We start from the raw sequence: 14408 nt of genomic DNA, 5'->3' as shown, positions 1-14408 counted from the left end.
AACTTCGCTGCAATCCTCGCCGAGGCTTAGCCCGCTTTCCACCGCGCCATGCGCGCGATCCGCTTCTCCGGAAGCTTAGTGCAGATTCATGACTGACGAAGAGATGAGCTTGGCAAAAATTGGAGCAAGGACATGCCGGCTCGCCCGCGAAAGGTGAATCGCGTCAAGGTAGAAGACGTCTTCTGATCTCAGCGGGCAGTTTTGCTGCCCGCACAAAGCTGGGACTATGGGAATGAACCGTACGGTTCGTGGCAGGAGATCCGCGAGGATTGATTGTTCTGCCAAGACCTCTCGGCCGGCATGGTAGAGCACGGCGCGTTGCCCTTCATGAAGTCCGCAAAGGAGGCAAGTCAGCACATCGCTGGACGCTTCTGGTGATGGTCCAACGACGGCGGTTTGGATGCCATGGGTCGCCAGTGCGGCAGCGGTCTCTTTTATGGCGGACGTGAAGTTGGCATTGGAAGTCTCCTGGCGAAGGCCAGCTTCCGTCTTTCGAGAGGAAGCTGCCTCCATGCCCCGAGTAGGCGTTCCAGCGGCCTGCCAGGATCACGAGTGTGATGTTGGGATCGGCAAGCACCGATTGGAGCGCGGACGAATTGAAGGCCGGGCAATCCGCTCTTAGCGGACTGGCGGGTAGCATCCTCATGTCGGGAAAAGGAGCGCACCCCGCTTTTGTGATCTGTCTGACGCGCACGCCTGTCGTGCGGGCGGCTTCGTCCAATGCAGAGGCAAGATGGGCAGCCTGAGAATCGCCCCACAAAACGATCCTTGGAGCGACAATGCCGGAGCCGAGGATGCATTCGCCTGCCTTGGTGATGAGCCCACCACGCTGGAGGCAGGAAGACGCTTGGAAGTTGGCTCTTTCCGCTCTGAGCGCTTGCACAGTCGGGCTGCCGGCAGGACCCCGACTGGGGAAGACGGAGCTGTTGATGATCACCAGAGACAGGCAGCACACGGCAGCCACCGAGCCGGCCGTCGCTGCCATCCACTTCCAACCAGTGGCTCTCCGGCGAAACGGGCGCTCGACAAAGCGCCATGAGAGTGCAGAAACGAGCAGAGCGGCCATCACGATGGCGACACGTTCAGAGACGAACAATTCGCGATTTCGATAGATGCCAGCAAAGACCAGCAGCGGCCAGTGCCGGAGGTAGAGCGAGTAGGATGTGAGGCCGATGAAGGCGGCAGGCCCGATCGACAGCGCTCTTGAGACTAATGTTTGGCGGTGAAAGCCGGCTCCGATGATGAGCGCCGCTCCAACACAGGGAGCAAGCGCGTAGAGGCCGGGAAATGGCGTATCCTGATCGAGCAGGAAGATGGAAGCGGTGATGAGCGTCAGACCTGAGGCATCGAGGAGTTCCGCAATCGTTTGGGTTGGCCTCATTGCCTTAGCAACAGGCAGTGCGATCAGCCCGCCCGTGAGCAGTTCCCAAGCGCGTGTCGGAAGCATGTAGAAAACAAAGGGCGGATCGCTCTGGAGCCAGTGCTCAGCGGCGTAGATGGACATCACGCACAGCGCCGCGACAATGATTGCCGCCCACGGTCTCAGCCACCTCATCATGAGTACAACCGCAAAGGGCCACAGGAAATAAAACTGCTCCTCGACGGCCAGCGACCATGTGTGCAGGAGCGGCAGCGAGGTCGCGCCTTCAGTGAAATAGTTGGTGTTGCTGTAAAAAAGAAGTTGCTGGCGGAAATCGCTGCGGCGATGGCGCTGTTAGCCAAGCCAATGAACTCTCCCGGCGGCAGCACAAACCACCCCATCGCAAAACAGGCGGCGAGCATCGCGAACAGGGCAGGGAAGATCCGTCCAACACGGCGGTGATAGAAGTCCAGCAGCGAGAATTCGCCTCTGTCTGTCCGCTCGATGATGTCGGAGGTTATCAGGAATCCGGAGATCACAAAGAAGATGTCGACCCCAACGAACCCGCCGCTGACCGCTGAAAACCCAGCATGATATAGGACAACCGGAACAACGGCGACGGCCCGTAGACCGCTAATATCCGCTCGGTAGTTCATGCAGCTGATTGTCCTCAGAAGGTCACGAGCAGCGTTTTTCATGTTCGTTGCTGTTCGTAAAATCGATCGTTTCGATGAAGCGCATCTACGGTATGAATGCGGCCATCAACTGCGACTAAGAACTCGACGCTAGACCGATCCCGACGCGAATTCAGGTTCTACCTTCAGAAAGCGCTTTTAAGAACGGGCCTTCCAGCCGACTTGCTGGGCGAAAAGAGCTTTCGCGGACAGTGCGAGGCGTGGATCACAACCAACATTGCCCACATTGCGAAATCGACAAGACCGTCCTGGGGCTTCAATAATCTGGTCTGATCATCCCATCAAACTGCGAAGTGCCATCCGCGTTGGCCGCGGCTGCGCAATCCTGACCAGCTCCGCGCGGCAAAGGCAGACCGCCCGCATGATACAAAGATCTCATGAGAGGACGGGCGGCCGCTGATTTGGAGTGCGCTCCTGAGGCCGGACAGCAACAACATTACGCCACCCTAGCTTACGGTCTTGGGAGATTCTGCGATCAAACCCCACCCCAGCCTGTTAGCTGGATTCACTTTGCGCTCGCCACAAGCGGGCGTAGGCGCCTTCGCTTGTCACCAGATCAGCATGCTTTCCCTCCGCAACGACGCGCCCCTTGTCCAAGACCACTATTTTGTCGGCTCCACGTATGGTGCTCAGTCGATGAGAGATGACGACGATAGTCTTGCCGTCCCGACGCAGATCCTCAACCACCCGCAGGACAAACGCCTCGGCGACGGAGTCGAGCGAGGACGTCGCTTCATCGAGGATCAGGATCTCCGGATCCCGGTACAAAGCACGAGCCAACGCTAGGCGCTGCTTCTCGCCCCCGGAGAGGCGCACGCCGCCCTCGCCGAGATAGGCCTGGAAGCCACCGGGCCAGCGCTCGATCACATCCTTCAGCCCTGTTTGATCGCAGATTCGATGGATCTTCTCGATGTCAGGCTCGAATTCGCCAAGGGCGATGTTGTCGATGACCGAGCCCGAGAACACGTCGATCGATTGCGGCACCGCAGCGACAACCTTACGCAGGGATACGGTCGAGAGGTCTTGGATGGCATAGGGGCCGATCCGGATGTGCCCACCCTCGAGGGGGTAGACATTCTGCAGCAGCGCCGCAAGGGTGCTCTTGCCCGAGCCGCTTTCACCCACAACCGCAGTCATTCCTCCGCGGGGCAAGGTGACGCTAAGATCCTGGAAAAGGTCCAACTGCCCGCCATAGCGGAATGTGACATTCCCCAGGTGGATGTCGCCAATGCCGCATTTGGTGGCGTCGATGTCGCCACCGCTTTCCGGCTCCAGGTCGAATATATCGAACAGGCGATCTGCCGCGATAAAAGCTTCCTGAACGACCCGGTTGGTCTGAATGAGGGTGGCAACCGGCCGGGTGACATAGCCCAGCAAGGTATAGCAGGACAGTAATTCGCCGGGCGTGACGGTTTGATCCAGGGCAAGCGTCGTTCCGTACCACATCAGCACGATGGTGAAGAGAGTTGCGAGGAAAGTCGAGGTGCTGTTTCCGAAGATCGAGATCAGGCCGGAGCTGTAGACGGAGTGAAGCATTTTGATGAAGCGGGTCTCCATCCTAAAGTTGGCGAAGCTCTCCATGCCGGAGATCTTGATCGTGGAGACAGCTCCGAGTGATTCCACCAGTTGCGTCTCCAGTTCGGCAGCGTTCTCCATCATAGCGCGCTGGCGGCCCCTATTCAGCCGGTTGATGGTCCAATAGACTGAAAGGTACAAGGGGATGGAGACCGCCACGACCAAGGCGATCTGCCACGAGTAGATGAACATCAGCCCTAACGAGAACAGTATCGTTAGCACGTCGACGAACATGTTGATCGAGACGTCGTTCAGGAAGCTCCTGATCTTCACCGCGTCATTCATGCGGGAGACGATTTCGCCCATGCGCATGCTATCGAAGAACTTCTGAGGCAAGCTCAGGATGTGATTGTAGTAGCCGAGGATCAGCTGGACGTCGATCTTCTGCCCCGTTTGCAGGACGAGCCGGTTTCTGAGAAGATCGATTAGGATCTGCACAACCAAGATCAGCAGCATGGCGACGCTCATGAGGTTGAGCAGATTGCGGTTGCCCCCTGTAATCACATGGTCGACGATCTTCTGGACATAAATGGCCGTCGAGAGGCCAAGGATCGTCGTCACCAGCGCCCCCACGAGAGCCTGCGACATCGCAGCCTTGTGTGACGCAAGCAGACGCGCGAACCGAAGCAGGGGGAGGTGGTCTCGTCGCCGCGCTTGAAGGTGTCTGCCGGAACCAGGAGCACCAGGGCGCCAGTCCATTGCTTTTTGAATTCCTCGTGCGCTAGTTTGCGGATTTCACCATAGGCTGGGTCCATGATAGTGACCCACCTAGCATCAATCGACTGGATGACGACGAAGTGGTGCAGGACCTCGTTGACGATTACGTGCGCGATGGCGGGCTTGGGGATCTTGTATAGGCTGTCGAAGCCACCCTTCACCCCCTTGGCAACAAAGCCAAGCTTCCGGGCCGCTTCCATTAGGCCCAGCACAGTCGTGCCGGAGCGACCGGTCGAGGCATACTGCCGGATCCGCGGCAATGGCAGCTTGTACCCATAGAAGGCCGCCACAGAAGCAAGGCTGGTGGCTCCACAATCCGTGATGTCGCGCTGCTTGAACTTGATGACTTTGCTCGACATGGTGGCTCGCTGGCTGTTTGGAATGTCGGATTCAGTGTCCCGCCAAGAGCGGATTGAGCCAAACATCAACCTCATTGTAGAGGAGTTGCAGGAGAGTGTGGTCGCCCAGGAGGAAGCGGGCTCGCACGGTCATCCCTTTCTTCAGGTGACCGATTGCCCCGTGCTTGAGGGCCAGATGGCGACGAGAGAGCGCGCAGCGGACTAGGAAAACCGGTCTCCCGTCATGGAGAGAAAAGTCCTGCGCCACGTTCAGCACTCTCGCGTCTATGAGACCCCATTGATTGGGGTTGAATGCATCCACTTGGAGATGCACCGACTGGCCTGGGCGCACGAAACCGATATCGTTGGGCGAAACGTAGATTTCCGCCACCAATTCCCCGTCGGGAGAAACCCAAGCGACCGTTTGCCCAGCCTGGACATAGCTGCCTGGACTGAGAGCTGTGAACTGCTGGAGAGCGCCTGCCACGGGGGCTCGAATGCGTGTCAGATCCCGTTCGTTCTCCAATTGATGCAAGTCGGCCGTAAGCTCACTGCGCCGTAGGTTGACATCAAAAAGCTGCTGGTTCCATTCGGCGGATTTGCGCCGCGCGAGGATCTCGCCCTGAACCTCAATTGTCTGAAGGGCGAAAGCCTTTTCCTCAACGGCCTTTGCGGGTCCTACAGCAGAGGAGAGCAGTCGCTGAGCACGCTCGAGTTCCGCGACGGCATTACTGCGGGCGTAACTGTTCTCCCGCAGCAGGTTGAGGAAATGTGCGTGCTCGGCTGTGGCGGACGCGGTCCAGAGGCGGATCGGGTCGTCGGCTTGCGTACCGGAGGAGATCAGGGTTTCGAGGTCACGGGCAAGATCGCTCTTTGCGCGAAGATCGCCTGTAACTGCCCTGAGCTTTTCCTGAATAACCTTATCATCGAGGGCGAGGATCTCTTGCCCCTGGGCAACCGGATCGTTTTCAATTGCAAGAATACGGGAGATGCGTCCGGAGACGGGTGCGACTAGGGGCGTCTTCTCGACGGTCGGCCGAATAATACCGGCACTTTGGAAAGACACGGTTACTGTGATGAAAGGCAGAGACGCCAAGGCCGCAGCTACAGAGAGCACAATGATCTTGTAGATGAGCAAAGCTCTCTCTGATCCTCGAGAAAGGATGCTCTCTGCAGTGCAGTTGGCGAGTTCAGGATTAAGTGAGATATTGATGACGATCTCGCTGGTTACAATGATATTGATCTATGATGATGAAAATCATCCGCCATGTTTTCGGCGCGTACTACGCCAACGAAATCCTACGGCAGAAACTGAGGCTATGAACCAAAGACCACCGGAAGTTGATGATCCCGCTCTCGGGTCAACGCGGTCAAGCCGTATACTGATGTCGGTATTCATCGTTTTTCATTTTCAGAAATATTCAACGATGAATGTCGGCGATCATTCTGCCGCTTGGCAGCACTCCCCCGCGCCGAAGGCGATGCCGACCACGTAAATAGAGGCCAAAAAGGCGCTCTATATCTTTTCCCAACCCAACTGAGAGTGCGTCGGCCGAACATCACGCTGTCTAATGCGACAAACCAGGCCACAGCTGCCTGGAGCTGACCGAGGTCAACCCCAGAGCAGCGCGAACATTATGGGTCGTCCTAATGATGCTTAAGATATGTTATCACGGCTGCTATACTCAGTACTAACGAGGCAACTCCGCTAAATGCTGCCAGCGGCAGCCAGAAACCTCCGGACGTTGCACATGCTTCTTCGCGCGTTAACTCGGTCACGCCATAGGCCTGCATATTGGTCTTCATTTTTTTCTCCTTTCCTAGAGCTTGAAATCACGGGATGAAGCAATAGCTGCACCGTAGCAGCGTGTGCCGCCGCACAAGGAGATCATCAAAGGTCGTGCCAACTGCACAGGAGACCCCAAACAGCGCTTATGCATCGTTAGAGGCTTAGCTGCGAGCGCGGCCGCACACCGGGCCGAACATCACCATGTCGCGAATTCGACAAACGCGACAAATCTGACAACAGCCTACCAAAGGTCGTTCTGATCGTCTGAAGGATGCTCTCTCTTCCGTATATGTCGGCCTCATTGTTCTCCATAGAGAACAGGCAGATCAGTCAACGATCCTGTCGGCCGGCAGATCGCCGGTCGTCCTTTCATAGAGCCCAAGAGAGAATGAATCCGTGATGCCAGTCGTCAGCGTGTGGTGCCAGGCAAAGAGAACCTCAAAAGGCATCCCAATCCCACGGGGAGCGTCTCAGAACCCTGTTCAGCGCATTCAAGGGCTACATGGAGTGCGCGCTTGTCACCGGCAAAGTATCGCGAATGGCGGTCCCGACAACCGGAAACCTACAAGCAGGACTAAGTCCATCAGGTTGGGTTGCCGATGAGGTCAGGACCCGTATGTCGGATAGTGGTCGGACGGCCTAAGCTACCGAGGCTGTGTCCTCTGGGGCGCAGTTGACTGCCACAAGACTCGACCGGATCGGCCGCTTGGGGCCTTAGGACTCGATCCACAGGGTGGGTCAACTCAGCGCCCGCGGAGCACGATACAGCTGTGTTGCGCGTTGTTGCCTCGGCATTTTGGTGCTGAGCTCGCCTTTAAACAGTCTGCCGGCGAGAGGACGGCGACCTGCAAACTTGCGCGGCCCGGCGTACGGTTTCCTCACTGTCCGACATCAGTCGATCTCCTTGTGGCACGCTCGATGCAGGGAATCTTTTGAACACATTAGCGGATGTCCTCCTACGATTAGGCTCACGGAAAAATGCTGTCGCCGCATTCGAGACCAAGCTCTGGTGCACCTCAAGCCGGTCAAAGACGGCCGCATCGTGTTGGAGGTGGGCTGTTGATTAGAGCACAGCATACGGTTGGAAGTATGTCCCTGACCGAGATGCGATCATGAAAGCGGGCGCAACAAAGTTGATCCCGCCGCACGCCTCACAATTTACCACACGAGTGGAGATCACCTGACTTTGCTTGGATTTTTGCACTTAACAGCCGAACACGAAGTTGGGGACAAACTCTAGCAGATCGGGTGGCACCGAGGTCGACACCGCCAACGCGGAGTGTGAGCCCAATGACCATGGCCGAAATTCGCCGCGAACATAGCCTGATCGGAACGGCCAATAGGAGCAGGACCAGTGGAGCTCTCTTGCATTGGAGTGGGTGCCGGGCCGTCTAATTTGAGCCTGGCATGTCAGATACACGAGCAAGTTGGTCAAGGGGCGCTCTTCCTGGACCGGCAAGTCGCCTTCCGCTGGCACCCAGGCAGCGCATTTGATTCATCGGAGCTCCAGGTCAGCTGCTTCCAGGATCTGGTCACATTGGTGAATCCGCGCTCAGCTTACACGTTCATCAACTACCTGCACGAGAACGGGCGTCTGTACCACTTCCTGAATGCACAGTTCGAGGCCGTGCTCAAAGCTGAGTTCGAGCAATATCTGAACTGGGCCTTTCACAGGAACCCGCTTGTCCGCGGCGGCGAAGCGGTGCGCGAAATCCGCTTTGACGGTGAGTTTCGGGTGCGGACGGTGAACGCGGTTCTCGGCGCCAGAAACGTTGTCGTGGGCATTGGCAGGCAGCCGCGAATTCCGCCTGAGTTTCAGGGCTGGACTGGACGCAACCTGTTCCATTCATCTGAAATGGTGCACATCAATCCTGAGGTGCATAACAAGCATGTCTGCGTAGTCGGTGGGGGACAGTCGGGAGCCGAGATGCTGTTGCATCTGGTCGGCCGTCCCGAAGAATGGCGGCCTGCCACGATCACCTGGATCTCGCAAAGCGAAAACTACCTGCCCGTCGACAACACCCCGTTCACAAACGAGCTGTTCACGCCGTGCCTTTCGGATCGTTTCGTGGCGATGAGCGAGCCGCAGCGGACCCTTTTGCTTCGGCGCTTCATCCTTGCCTCGGAGGCTATTTCGGAAGACACCCTACGGACTGTCTATCAGGCGCTGTACCGCCACGCATTTCTCGAGGCAAACCGATGCAAAATCACACTGCGGCCGGGCTGCACCATCTCGCAGTGTATCAACGCCGGCGCCGGTCACAGGCTGACCCTGCAGCACGGCATGGGAGAGGCCGAAGAAGTCACGGCCGAGGTCGTCATCCTGGCCAGCGGTTACGAGAACGCGGTGCCAGGCTTCTTGGAACCGATGGCGGACCGGCTAGAACGGATAGACGATCAGTTCGTCATTCGCGAGGATTTCTCGGTGTGCTGGGACGGACCGCCTGACAGACGCATCTTTGTACAGAACGCGAGCCTTGGGCAGCGCGGGCCGGCTGATCCGATTCCAAGTCTGCTGGCCTGGCGAGCGCGCCGCATCCTCGACAGCCTTCTGGGCCGAGCACCCCACGCGAACACCGAGTGTCCCGGCTTCATCAGCCCTAACTCCGTCGAGGACTGGTCCCAAAATGTCGCAGAAGAAATGGGCAGCGGGATATGACCCGGTGACTACTCGTCACCGACGGCGGCATCTATGGAATGTTCTGTCGTTCGCTTCAGCGAGGGCCGAAGCCTTCTCCCGAGTCATCGTGGCTGAGCCGGCGCACTGCCATCCTGCCAGGGTGCGCTTGCCCTACGGCCGTAAAGATCGTGTTACGTCGTTCACTCCGAATTGCGCAGTGGTCTTGACGCCCATCCATGAGCCGGCGGAGTAAAGGGCTCCCGCCCGTTGCAACGCGTGTCGTGGCTGGATCGGGTGAGGCAATGATTGGGGGCCTCAAGGAAAGCCGCGACCCGGCTCGGGCCGCTGACTGTCCCTGCGGAGCAGAGGCGAATACCTGCACGGCATACCCACAGCAAGCTTCCAAGCTCAGTCACGAAAATATCGGACGTGCAAGCCGCCTCCGACGTCTGGCAAACAGCACGCGCAGCACCCGTGGCAGCGACTCGGCCCTGGCCCCAATGGCCGCGCTCGAGGAGCAGAGGTCAGCATGAGTCGGCCGGCAGGCAGTCGCGCGCGCGACCAGTGGTCGGGTTACCAGCTCTCGACTCGGCGCCGCAGTGCTGCTGCTCGACGAGCTGAGGCCAATTTGTCGCCGACGATACAGTGAAATGTCTTCGCTGTCCTGGCGAGCGATGCATGAGTGATGCGTGTCCAAAAGCTTACAGCCGGCAGAAAACATGTCGGGTTCGAAACACCGGCCTCTTGGACCCGTTGGACTTTTGAAGCCAATAAAGCATTTGCTGCGCGCCAAGCGCGCTGGCACGGCCTTTGCGAGTTGAGGTGCGGCGATGGTGACTGAGCTGACCCGCATGAGAAGAGGCAACAGGAGCGATGGCCTCCGGTGTGTTCCGTTCTAAGCCGGATCGGTCATCGACGCCAACAAGGTGGGGAACAAGCTTTGGAGACCAACATAATGTTGCGGATTGAGTCCCCGGCTCCTGCGATCAAAGTCAACGACTGGCTGCGTGGGAAGCCACTCGCGACCTTTCAACCCGGCATGGTGTACCTTGTTGAGTTTTGGGCGACTGGGTGCGGACCTTGTGTGGCGGCGATGCCCCTTCTGATGCAGCTGCAAGAGAAATATCAGGACAGTGGATTTGAGGTCGTCGGAGTCGCAGCAAGCGAAGAGGGTCCAACCGCGGCGGAGACGCGGACGAGCTTGATGCTTGGCTGCTTCAGAGGTTCCCCAATCTCAATTATCGGGTCGCGTTCGATTACACAGGCGAAATGAACAGACTTTGGATGAAGGCGAGTTCTTCTCTCGGAATTCCTACCTCGTTCCTGGTGGACCGCGACGGCCGCATCGCATTCATCGGACACCCGGCGGATCTCGATGACGTTTTACCGAAAGTTATATATGGCAGCTGGCGCGGCAGCTATGAAGCGAAAGCCGCCGACAAGGGGCGGATCGATAGGAACCAACGCACTGCGCGCGAGCTGGCGCTGACCGAACCGATATACGCCAAACTCCAGCCGGCGATGCAGGCGGAGGATTGAAGGCGGCACTCTCGGCCGTCGAAGGTGGCCTCGCCTTAATGCCAGACAATTACGGGTTCCGGCATACCCATGCGGATATTCTGCTTCATAAGCTGCGCGACATGGAGACCGGCTTGCCAGTTATGCGCCAATTGGTCGAGGACGCCATCGACAAGAAGTTTGAGGCCGTGTCCTGGATGGCAATGGCCCTGAAGCAACTCTTCGATTCAGCGAGGAACAACTCGCATCTTCCCCATGCTGAGCGCTTCGCGATGGGCAAGGAGCTTTCTGAAGAGATCTTGGCACTGAGTTCCCCACAAAGCGACGGCCCCCTCAAATTCGTTTGGTACGTTCCGGTCGCTCAGTACTACTACGAGTGCGGCAACAAGGTTCGCGCGATCGAGCTGATCGACGTCGCGCTGAAATCGCTCGATCTTCCGGAGCCAATGCCGGACCACATCAAAAAATACTACCTTACCCCCTTGCTCCAATCCTTGGCCAACTACACGGGTGAGAATGCCTCTTACGCGGGTCTCTGCATGGTTCCGCAAAAAAATAAGGCTCCGGAAAGTCAAACCGCAGCCGCCTAATGAGCAAAGATCACAAGGAACTCGTGGAATTGAACCCGGTCGATTTTCTGCGGCGGCGCGCCGGCGGGAAGTATGCCCCAGGCAGTAGAGGCGGGACCGTTTCGTGCATGTAAAGGCTCAGACATTAGACACCGATAAGCGGACACGGCGCAGAAGAGAAGTTAGAGCCGAACCGGGGATGTCTTTGAAAGCATCACAGTCCAGGACGTGTTCGAGATCGTCCCTGAAGACCTCAGTTGCGTGGAATCGGGCTCCCCCAGCCGCCGGTTGCGCAGGTGTGCCCGAACTCGGCGTACACGAAAGCAGGAATCCTCCGTTGTGGACGAGGACTGGAATTTGAGGAAACGAAATCTCTCACGGCGCCTGACCTGCCGTCAAAAAGGAGCGACTTGCCCCTGTTTGACCAATGCCTGCTGCGGCTTATCCGATGCTCAGGACTCCCAGGGCTCATGCAAGGGTAATCGGGGACCGAGCTGCCGGCCGGCTTCATCGTCCAACGGACTGCGCCGGGAGATCCGATCATTCGCGATCCGGATCCGGATGTGGAGGCCCAATGTTTTCACCGCAGCGGAGATAGGGATCGAGGTGAGCTCAGGCGTGATGAAACGCGACAAGAAGCCTTGAACGTTTCTGGGCCTCTGACTCGTGCTTTTCGCGGACGGCGGTTGTTCGTTCTGTCGAGGCGTCCGCCGGTTGGGCTTCGAGACTTTCCGGGAAGTCGCGGATTCCGGCACCAAACTGGATGCGTCCGCCCGCGATGTCGTGCGGGCGTGAAACGATCGATTTTCAAGGAAGGATCATGTCAAACTTGGATGAGATGGTGAAAAAGGTCCGAAAGCTTCAACTGCGTGCAGCAATTGCTAAGACGAACCTGCGCGACCTTGCCGAGGGTCTTCCCGTGAAATGGACTGAGATAGAGGAAGTGGCCGATAAAGCGCACGCCGTTTATGCGGAGTTGCATGGTGCCAGGAGAGAGCTTGCGAAAATGAAGACTTTACGATGAGCAGTGAATTCATCACCCGCGACGGCTCCGTATGGATGCCGGAATATCTGATCGCTATAGATGGCAAGATCTGCATCGGCTGCGGCCGCTGTTTCAAAGTCTGCTCGCGCGAGATCATGCATCTTTACGGCGTCGACGACGCGGGTGAAATCCTCGGCGCCTGCGACGGCGGTGACGACGACTTCGATGGTGAGCTCAATCGCATGATCATGGTTGTCGACCATGGCGGCCGCTGCATTGGCTGCGGAGCCTGCGGCCGCGTCTGCCCAAAGAACTGCCAGACCCATGTCGCGGCCGACCAGATCGCAGCATGAGTTGCATGATTTGACGAGACAAAATCAGGAGAACGGCATTGCGCTTCATGATTTTTTGTCGGCTCCTCGGGCTGGTCCTGTGCGGCAACGCTGTGACGGTTTACTTCGCCTCGCATTCGTTCCGTCTAGCATTCGTCACGACGCTGGGCTGTTCGCTACTTCTTCAGCTGGGCTATTTCGCAAGTGTGCTCTTTCTGATTTGGCGATCCAGATGCGCTGGCAAAGCCGGGCAAGGGGCTGAGCTTGTCGATAGGTCCCAGCAAGTTCAGTACCAGTCGCGCGACGATGAGCATAGGAATGAAACCCAAGATGTGCACAGCGCAATCAAACGCTCGGCATATCGCTGCTCCTTCCTTGATGACTTCGTCGTCCTCGACGAACTCGGCTATCTCCCCTTCGCCCAAGCCGGCGGGCATTCTCTCTTCCATCTCATCAGTCGGCTCTACGAACGCACCTCCATCATCGTCACCACCAACCTGGCAATTTCGGCGAATGACCGAGTTCTTTGCCAGCGACGCAAAGATTGCGACGGCGCTGCTCGACCGGCTCACCCATCACTGCAAGACCATTAAGACCGGAGACGAGTCCTGGCGCTTCAAGAACCGCGCCTGACGCGCCCACCGTCCAAACAATCCGCGCTCGCCGGGGCTGCGCAACCCGACCAGCTCCGCCCGGCGAGCGCTCCTCGTCGCGCTTATACAAGCGGGGGGCAATAAGTGGACGCAATCCAATCAGGGGTAAAGTTCGGCGCCGATTGGCAGGTCTCCGCTATGGTGCGTCCCAGAACAGCTGTCCGCATCCTCGGTGACACGCCGTAGCGCCTACGAGCTCTCGGCTTTGCCAGGTCGTGCGACTGTCCTGCTGTCGCTCGCTCGCCGTCTCAGGCGCGGATATCTTGCACCCTATTCACCTCCGTGCCGGGGCGACCTGGCCCGCGATGTTTTCGAAGCACCGCCTGAGGTGCGCTCGAGTGCCTCAATGCTCTAAGTCTGGGCCAAGCCGGAAAGACGCGTCTAACCTTCGTTCTTCGTGCGCTCGACGGCTCACTTGCTGGGGCGTCACATCGGCGAGCTCGCCGAAGGGCTGATTGCCTACGGCGCGTCCATGCCGATTGTGGCGATCCTCGCGATAATCTGCCCGACCGCATTTCGCCGCGCCGTCTCTCATAGCCGCGCCGTTTTGAATTGAAGGTACAGACAGTTCCTCTTTAAAGAACGACATCCCCGCCCTGTCCGTCAGCCGGCGAACAGTTCGGGGCTAAAAACCCGGTCACCACCGGTTCGCCAGGTCGAAATGGCAGCGAACACCCTTGCGGGTGCGCTCTGGTTCAGGCGCAGGTCGATGCCGAGAGGCACGTTCGGCGTTGTCCGATAGCCGACAATGTCGGGTACGCAATGTAGAGGAAGCTGACTCTCGGGTGTTTTTTAACGCTTTTGGCTTGGCACGGTACATGCTCGCTATTGCGCGAAACGCACGGATTGAGTGGTCCCACCGCCACGAAAGTCGCTAGCTTACGCCTCCTCCCAAGGCGAACCCGGCCCGGCAGGGAGCTCCGTCTCTGCCGGGCATGCCTTTTCAGACGACTCGCGTTTAGAACTTCAAATTGGGCGGCGCAATGCCCGGCTGAAGAGGATTGCGCCGAATTGGAATATGGAGGCCGTTTCGAGGGCTCTCCGATGTATGGCCGGAGCGCGAGGGGAGTGTTCCTGTGCCCATGCGGTGGGTTCACGCTGAGCGTGTTCGTCGACATCGTCAATTGTGTCGGCTTTGTCGGTTTGACGACACAGCCTTGGTTGGCCGGCATCTTGGAGCTTTTGGCTAAGCCGCTGAAAGAAAACATACAATGCCCCCGCCGCCGTCATCTAGATTGGCATGAACTTTGCGAGATT

The 14408-nt window shown here is 58.1% G+C and carries 12 protein-coding genes and 3 pseudogenes; 9 read left to right on the top strand and 6 right to left on the bottom strand.

Annotated elements, in window-relative coordinates; translation table 11 throughout:
* Window positions 1–75: 75 nt before the first annotated feature.
* From ACVDG8_RS13110 to ACVDG8_RS13090, 5 genes and pseudogenes are all read right to left on the bottom strand, one after another.
* The gene (locus tag ACVDG8_RS13110; protein ID WP_447257323.1) at window positions 76–438 is read right to left on the bottom strand and encodes an SGNH hydrolase domain-containing protein; all 363 of its coding nucleotides are present in this window, start codon (window positions 436–438) and stop codon (window positions 76–78) included.
* Window positions 326–1609, bottom strand: coding sequence for an acyltransferase family protein (locus tag ACVDG8_RS13105; RefSeq protein ID WP_455707835.1), 1284 nt, complete (start codon window positions 1607–1609; stop codon window positions 326–328). The genes ACVDG8_RS13110 and ACVDG8_RS13105 overlap by 113 nt, the downstream gene beginning before the upstream one ends.
* Window positions 1555–2016, bottom strand: coding sequence for an acyltransferase family protein (locus ACVDG8_RS13100; RefSeq protein ID WP_455707739.1), 462 nt, complete (start codon window positions 2014–2016; stop codon window positions 1555–1557). Before ACVDG8_RS13100 ends, ACVDG8_RS13105 begins: the two co-directional genes overlap by 55 nt.
* A 534-nt stretch (window positions 2017–2550) precedes the next feature.
* A pseudogene (locus tag ACVDG8_RS13095) lies at window positions 2551–4706 on the bottom strand (peptidase domain-containing ABC transporter).
* Between the two features lie 31 nt (window positions 4707–4737).
* On the bottom strand, window positions 4738–5823 hold the full coding sequence (locus tag ACVDG8_RS13090) for an HlyD family secretion protein (protein ID WP_447255035.1): 1086 nt from the start codon (window positions 5821–5823) through the stop codon (window positions 4738–4740).
* Between ACVDG8_RS13090 and ACVDG8_RS13085 the strand changes: the two genes are divergently transcribed.
* Window positions 5816–6181 carry a hypothetical protein gene (locus ACVDG8_RS13085; RefSeq protein WP_447255034.1) on the top strand — a complete coding sequence of 122 codons (366 nt, stop codon included), beginning with the start codon at window positions 5816–5818 and terminating at the stop codon, window positions 6179–6181. The genes ACVDG8_RS13090 and ACVDG8_RS13085 overlap by 8 nt on opposite strands.
* A gap of 151 nt (window positions 6182–6332) precedes the next feature.
* Here ACVDG8_RS13085 and ACVDG8_RS13080 read toward each other — a convergent pair whose 3' ends face one another.
* A complete protein-coding gene (locus ACVDG8_RS13080; protein WP_447255033.1) occupies window positions 6333–6491 on the bottom strand; it encodes a hypothetical protein in 159 nt (52 codons plus the stop codon).
* 1337 nt (window positions 6492–7828) lie between these two features.
* Here ACVDG8_RS13080 and ACVDG8_RS13075 point away from each other — a divergent pair.
* The 8 genes and pseudogenes from ACVDG8_RS13075 to ACVDG8_RS13040 form a co-directional block, all read left to right on the top strand.
* Complete coding sequence (locus ACVDG8_RS13075; protein ID WP_447255032.1) at window positions 7829–9133, top strand: lysine N(6)-hydroxylase/L-ornithine N(5)-oxygenase family protein; 1305 nt, start codon at window positions 7829–7831, stop codon at window positions 9131–9133.
* A 916-nt stretch (window positions 9134–10049) separates the two neighbouring features.
* Entirely contained in the window at window positions 10050–10367 is a 318-nt protein-coding gene (locus tag ACVDG8_RS13070) for a TlpA disulfide reductase family protein (RefSeq protein WP_455707738.1), read from the top strand.
* Window positions 10364–10633, top strand: a complete 270-nt coding sequence (locus ACVDG8_RS13065) for a hypothetical protein (RefSeq protein WP_455707737.1) — start codon at window positions 10364–10366, stop codon at window positions 10631–10633. Before ACVDG8_RS13070 ends, ACVDG8_RS13065 begins: the two co-directional genes overlap by 4 nt.
* The gene (locus ACVDG8_RS13060) at window positions 10630–11202 is read left to right on the top strand and encodes a hypothetical protein (RefSeq protein ID WP_455707736.1); all 573 of its coding nucleotides are present in this window, start codon (window positions 10630–10632) and stop codon (window positions 11200–11202) included. The genes ACVDG8_RS13065 and ACVDG8_RS13060 overlap by 4 nt, the downstream gene beginning before the upstream one ends.
* A gap of 799 nt (window positions 11203–12001) precedes the next feature.
* A complete protein-coding gene (locus ACVDG8_RS13055; RefSeq protein ID WP_447255031.1) occupies window positions 12002–12205 on the top strand; it encodes a CCE_0567 family metalloprotein in 204 nt (67 codons plus the stop codon).
* Window positions 12202–12519, top strand: a complete 318-nt coding sequence (gene fdxB, locus ACVDG8_RS13050) for a ferredoxin III, nif-specific (protein WP_447255030.1) — start codon at window positions 12202–12204, stop codon at window positions 12517–12519. The genes ACVDG8_RS13055 and fdxB overlap by 4 nt, the downstream gene beginning before the upstream one ends.
* Before the next feature lie 47 nt (window positions 12520–12566).
* Window positions 12567–12668: pseudogene (locus tag ACVDG8_RS13045) on the top strand (exopolysaccharide production repressor protein); the annotation flags it as partial.
* Between the two features lie 210 nt (window positions 12669–12878).
* Window positions 12879–13131: pseudogene (locus tag ACVDG8_RS13040) on the top strand (ATP-binding protein); the annotation flags it as partial.
* Window positions 13132–14408: the final 1277 nt, after the last annotated feature.

It is taken from the genome of Mesorhizobium sp. ORM8.1, assembly GCF_053005525.2.
This window is presented reverse-complemented; position numbering and strand designations above follow the sequence as displayed.

Coding starts and splice junctions, on each gene's coding strand:
- fdxB (WP_447255030.1), top strand. CDS start 12,202: ATGAGCAGTGAATTCATCACCCGCGACGGCTCCGTATGGATGCCGGAA.
- ACVDG8_RS13055 (WP_447255031.1), top strand. CDS start 12,002: ATGTCAAACTTGGATGAGATGGTGAAAAAGGTCCGAAAGCTTCAACTG.
- ACVDG8_RS13065 (WP_455707737.1), top strand. CDS start 10,364: ATGAACAGACTTTGGATGAAGGCGAGTTCTTCTCTCGGAATTCCTACC.
- ACVDG8_RS13085 (WP_447255034.1), top strand. CDS start 5,816: ATGAGCAAAGCTCTCTCTGATCCTCGAGAAAGGATGCTCTCTGCAGTG.
- ACVDG8_RS13080 (WP_447255033.1), bottom strand. CDS start 6,491: ATGAAGACCAATATGCAGGCCTATGGCGTGACCGAGTTAACGCGCGAA.
- ACVDG8_RS13100 (WP_455707739.1), bottom strand. CDS start 2,016: ATGAACTACCGAGCGGATATTAGCGGTCTACGGGCCGTCGCCGTTGTT.
- ACVDG8_RS13070 (WP_455707738.1), top strand. CDS start 10,050: ATGTTGCGGATTGAGTCCCCGGCTCCTGCGATCAAAGTCAACGACTGG.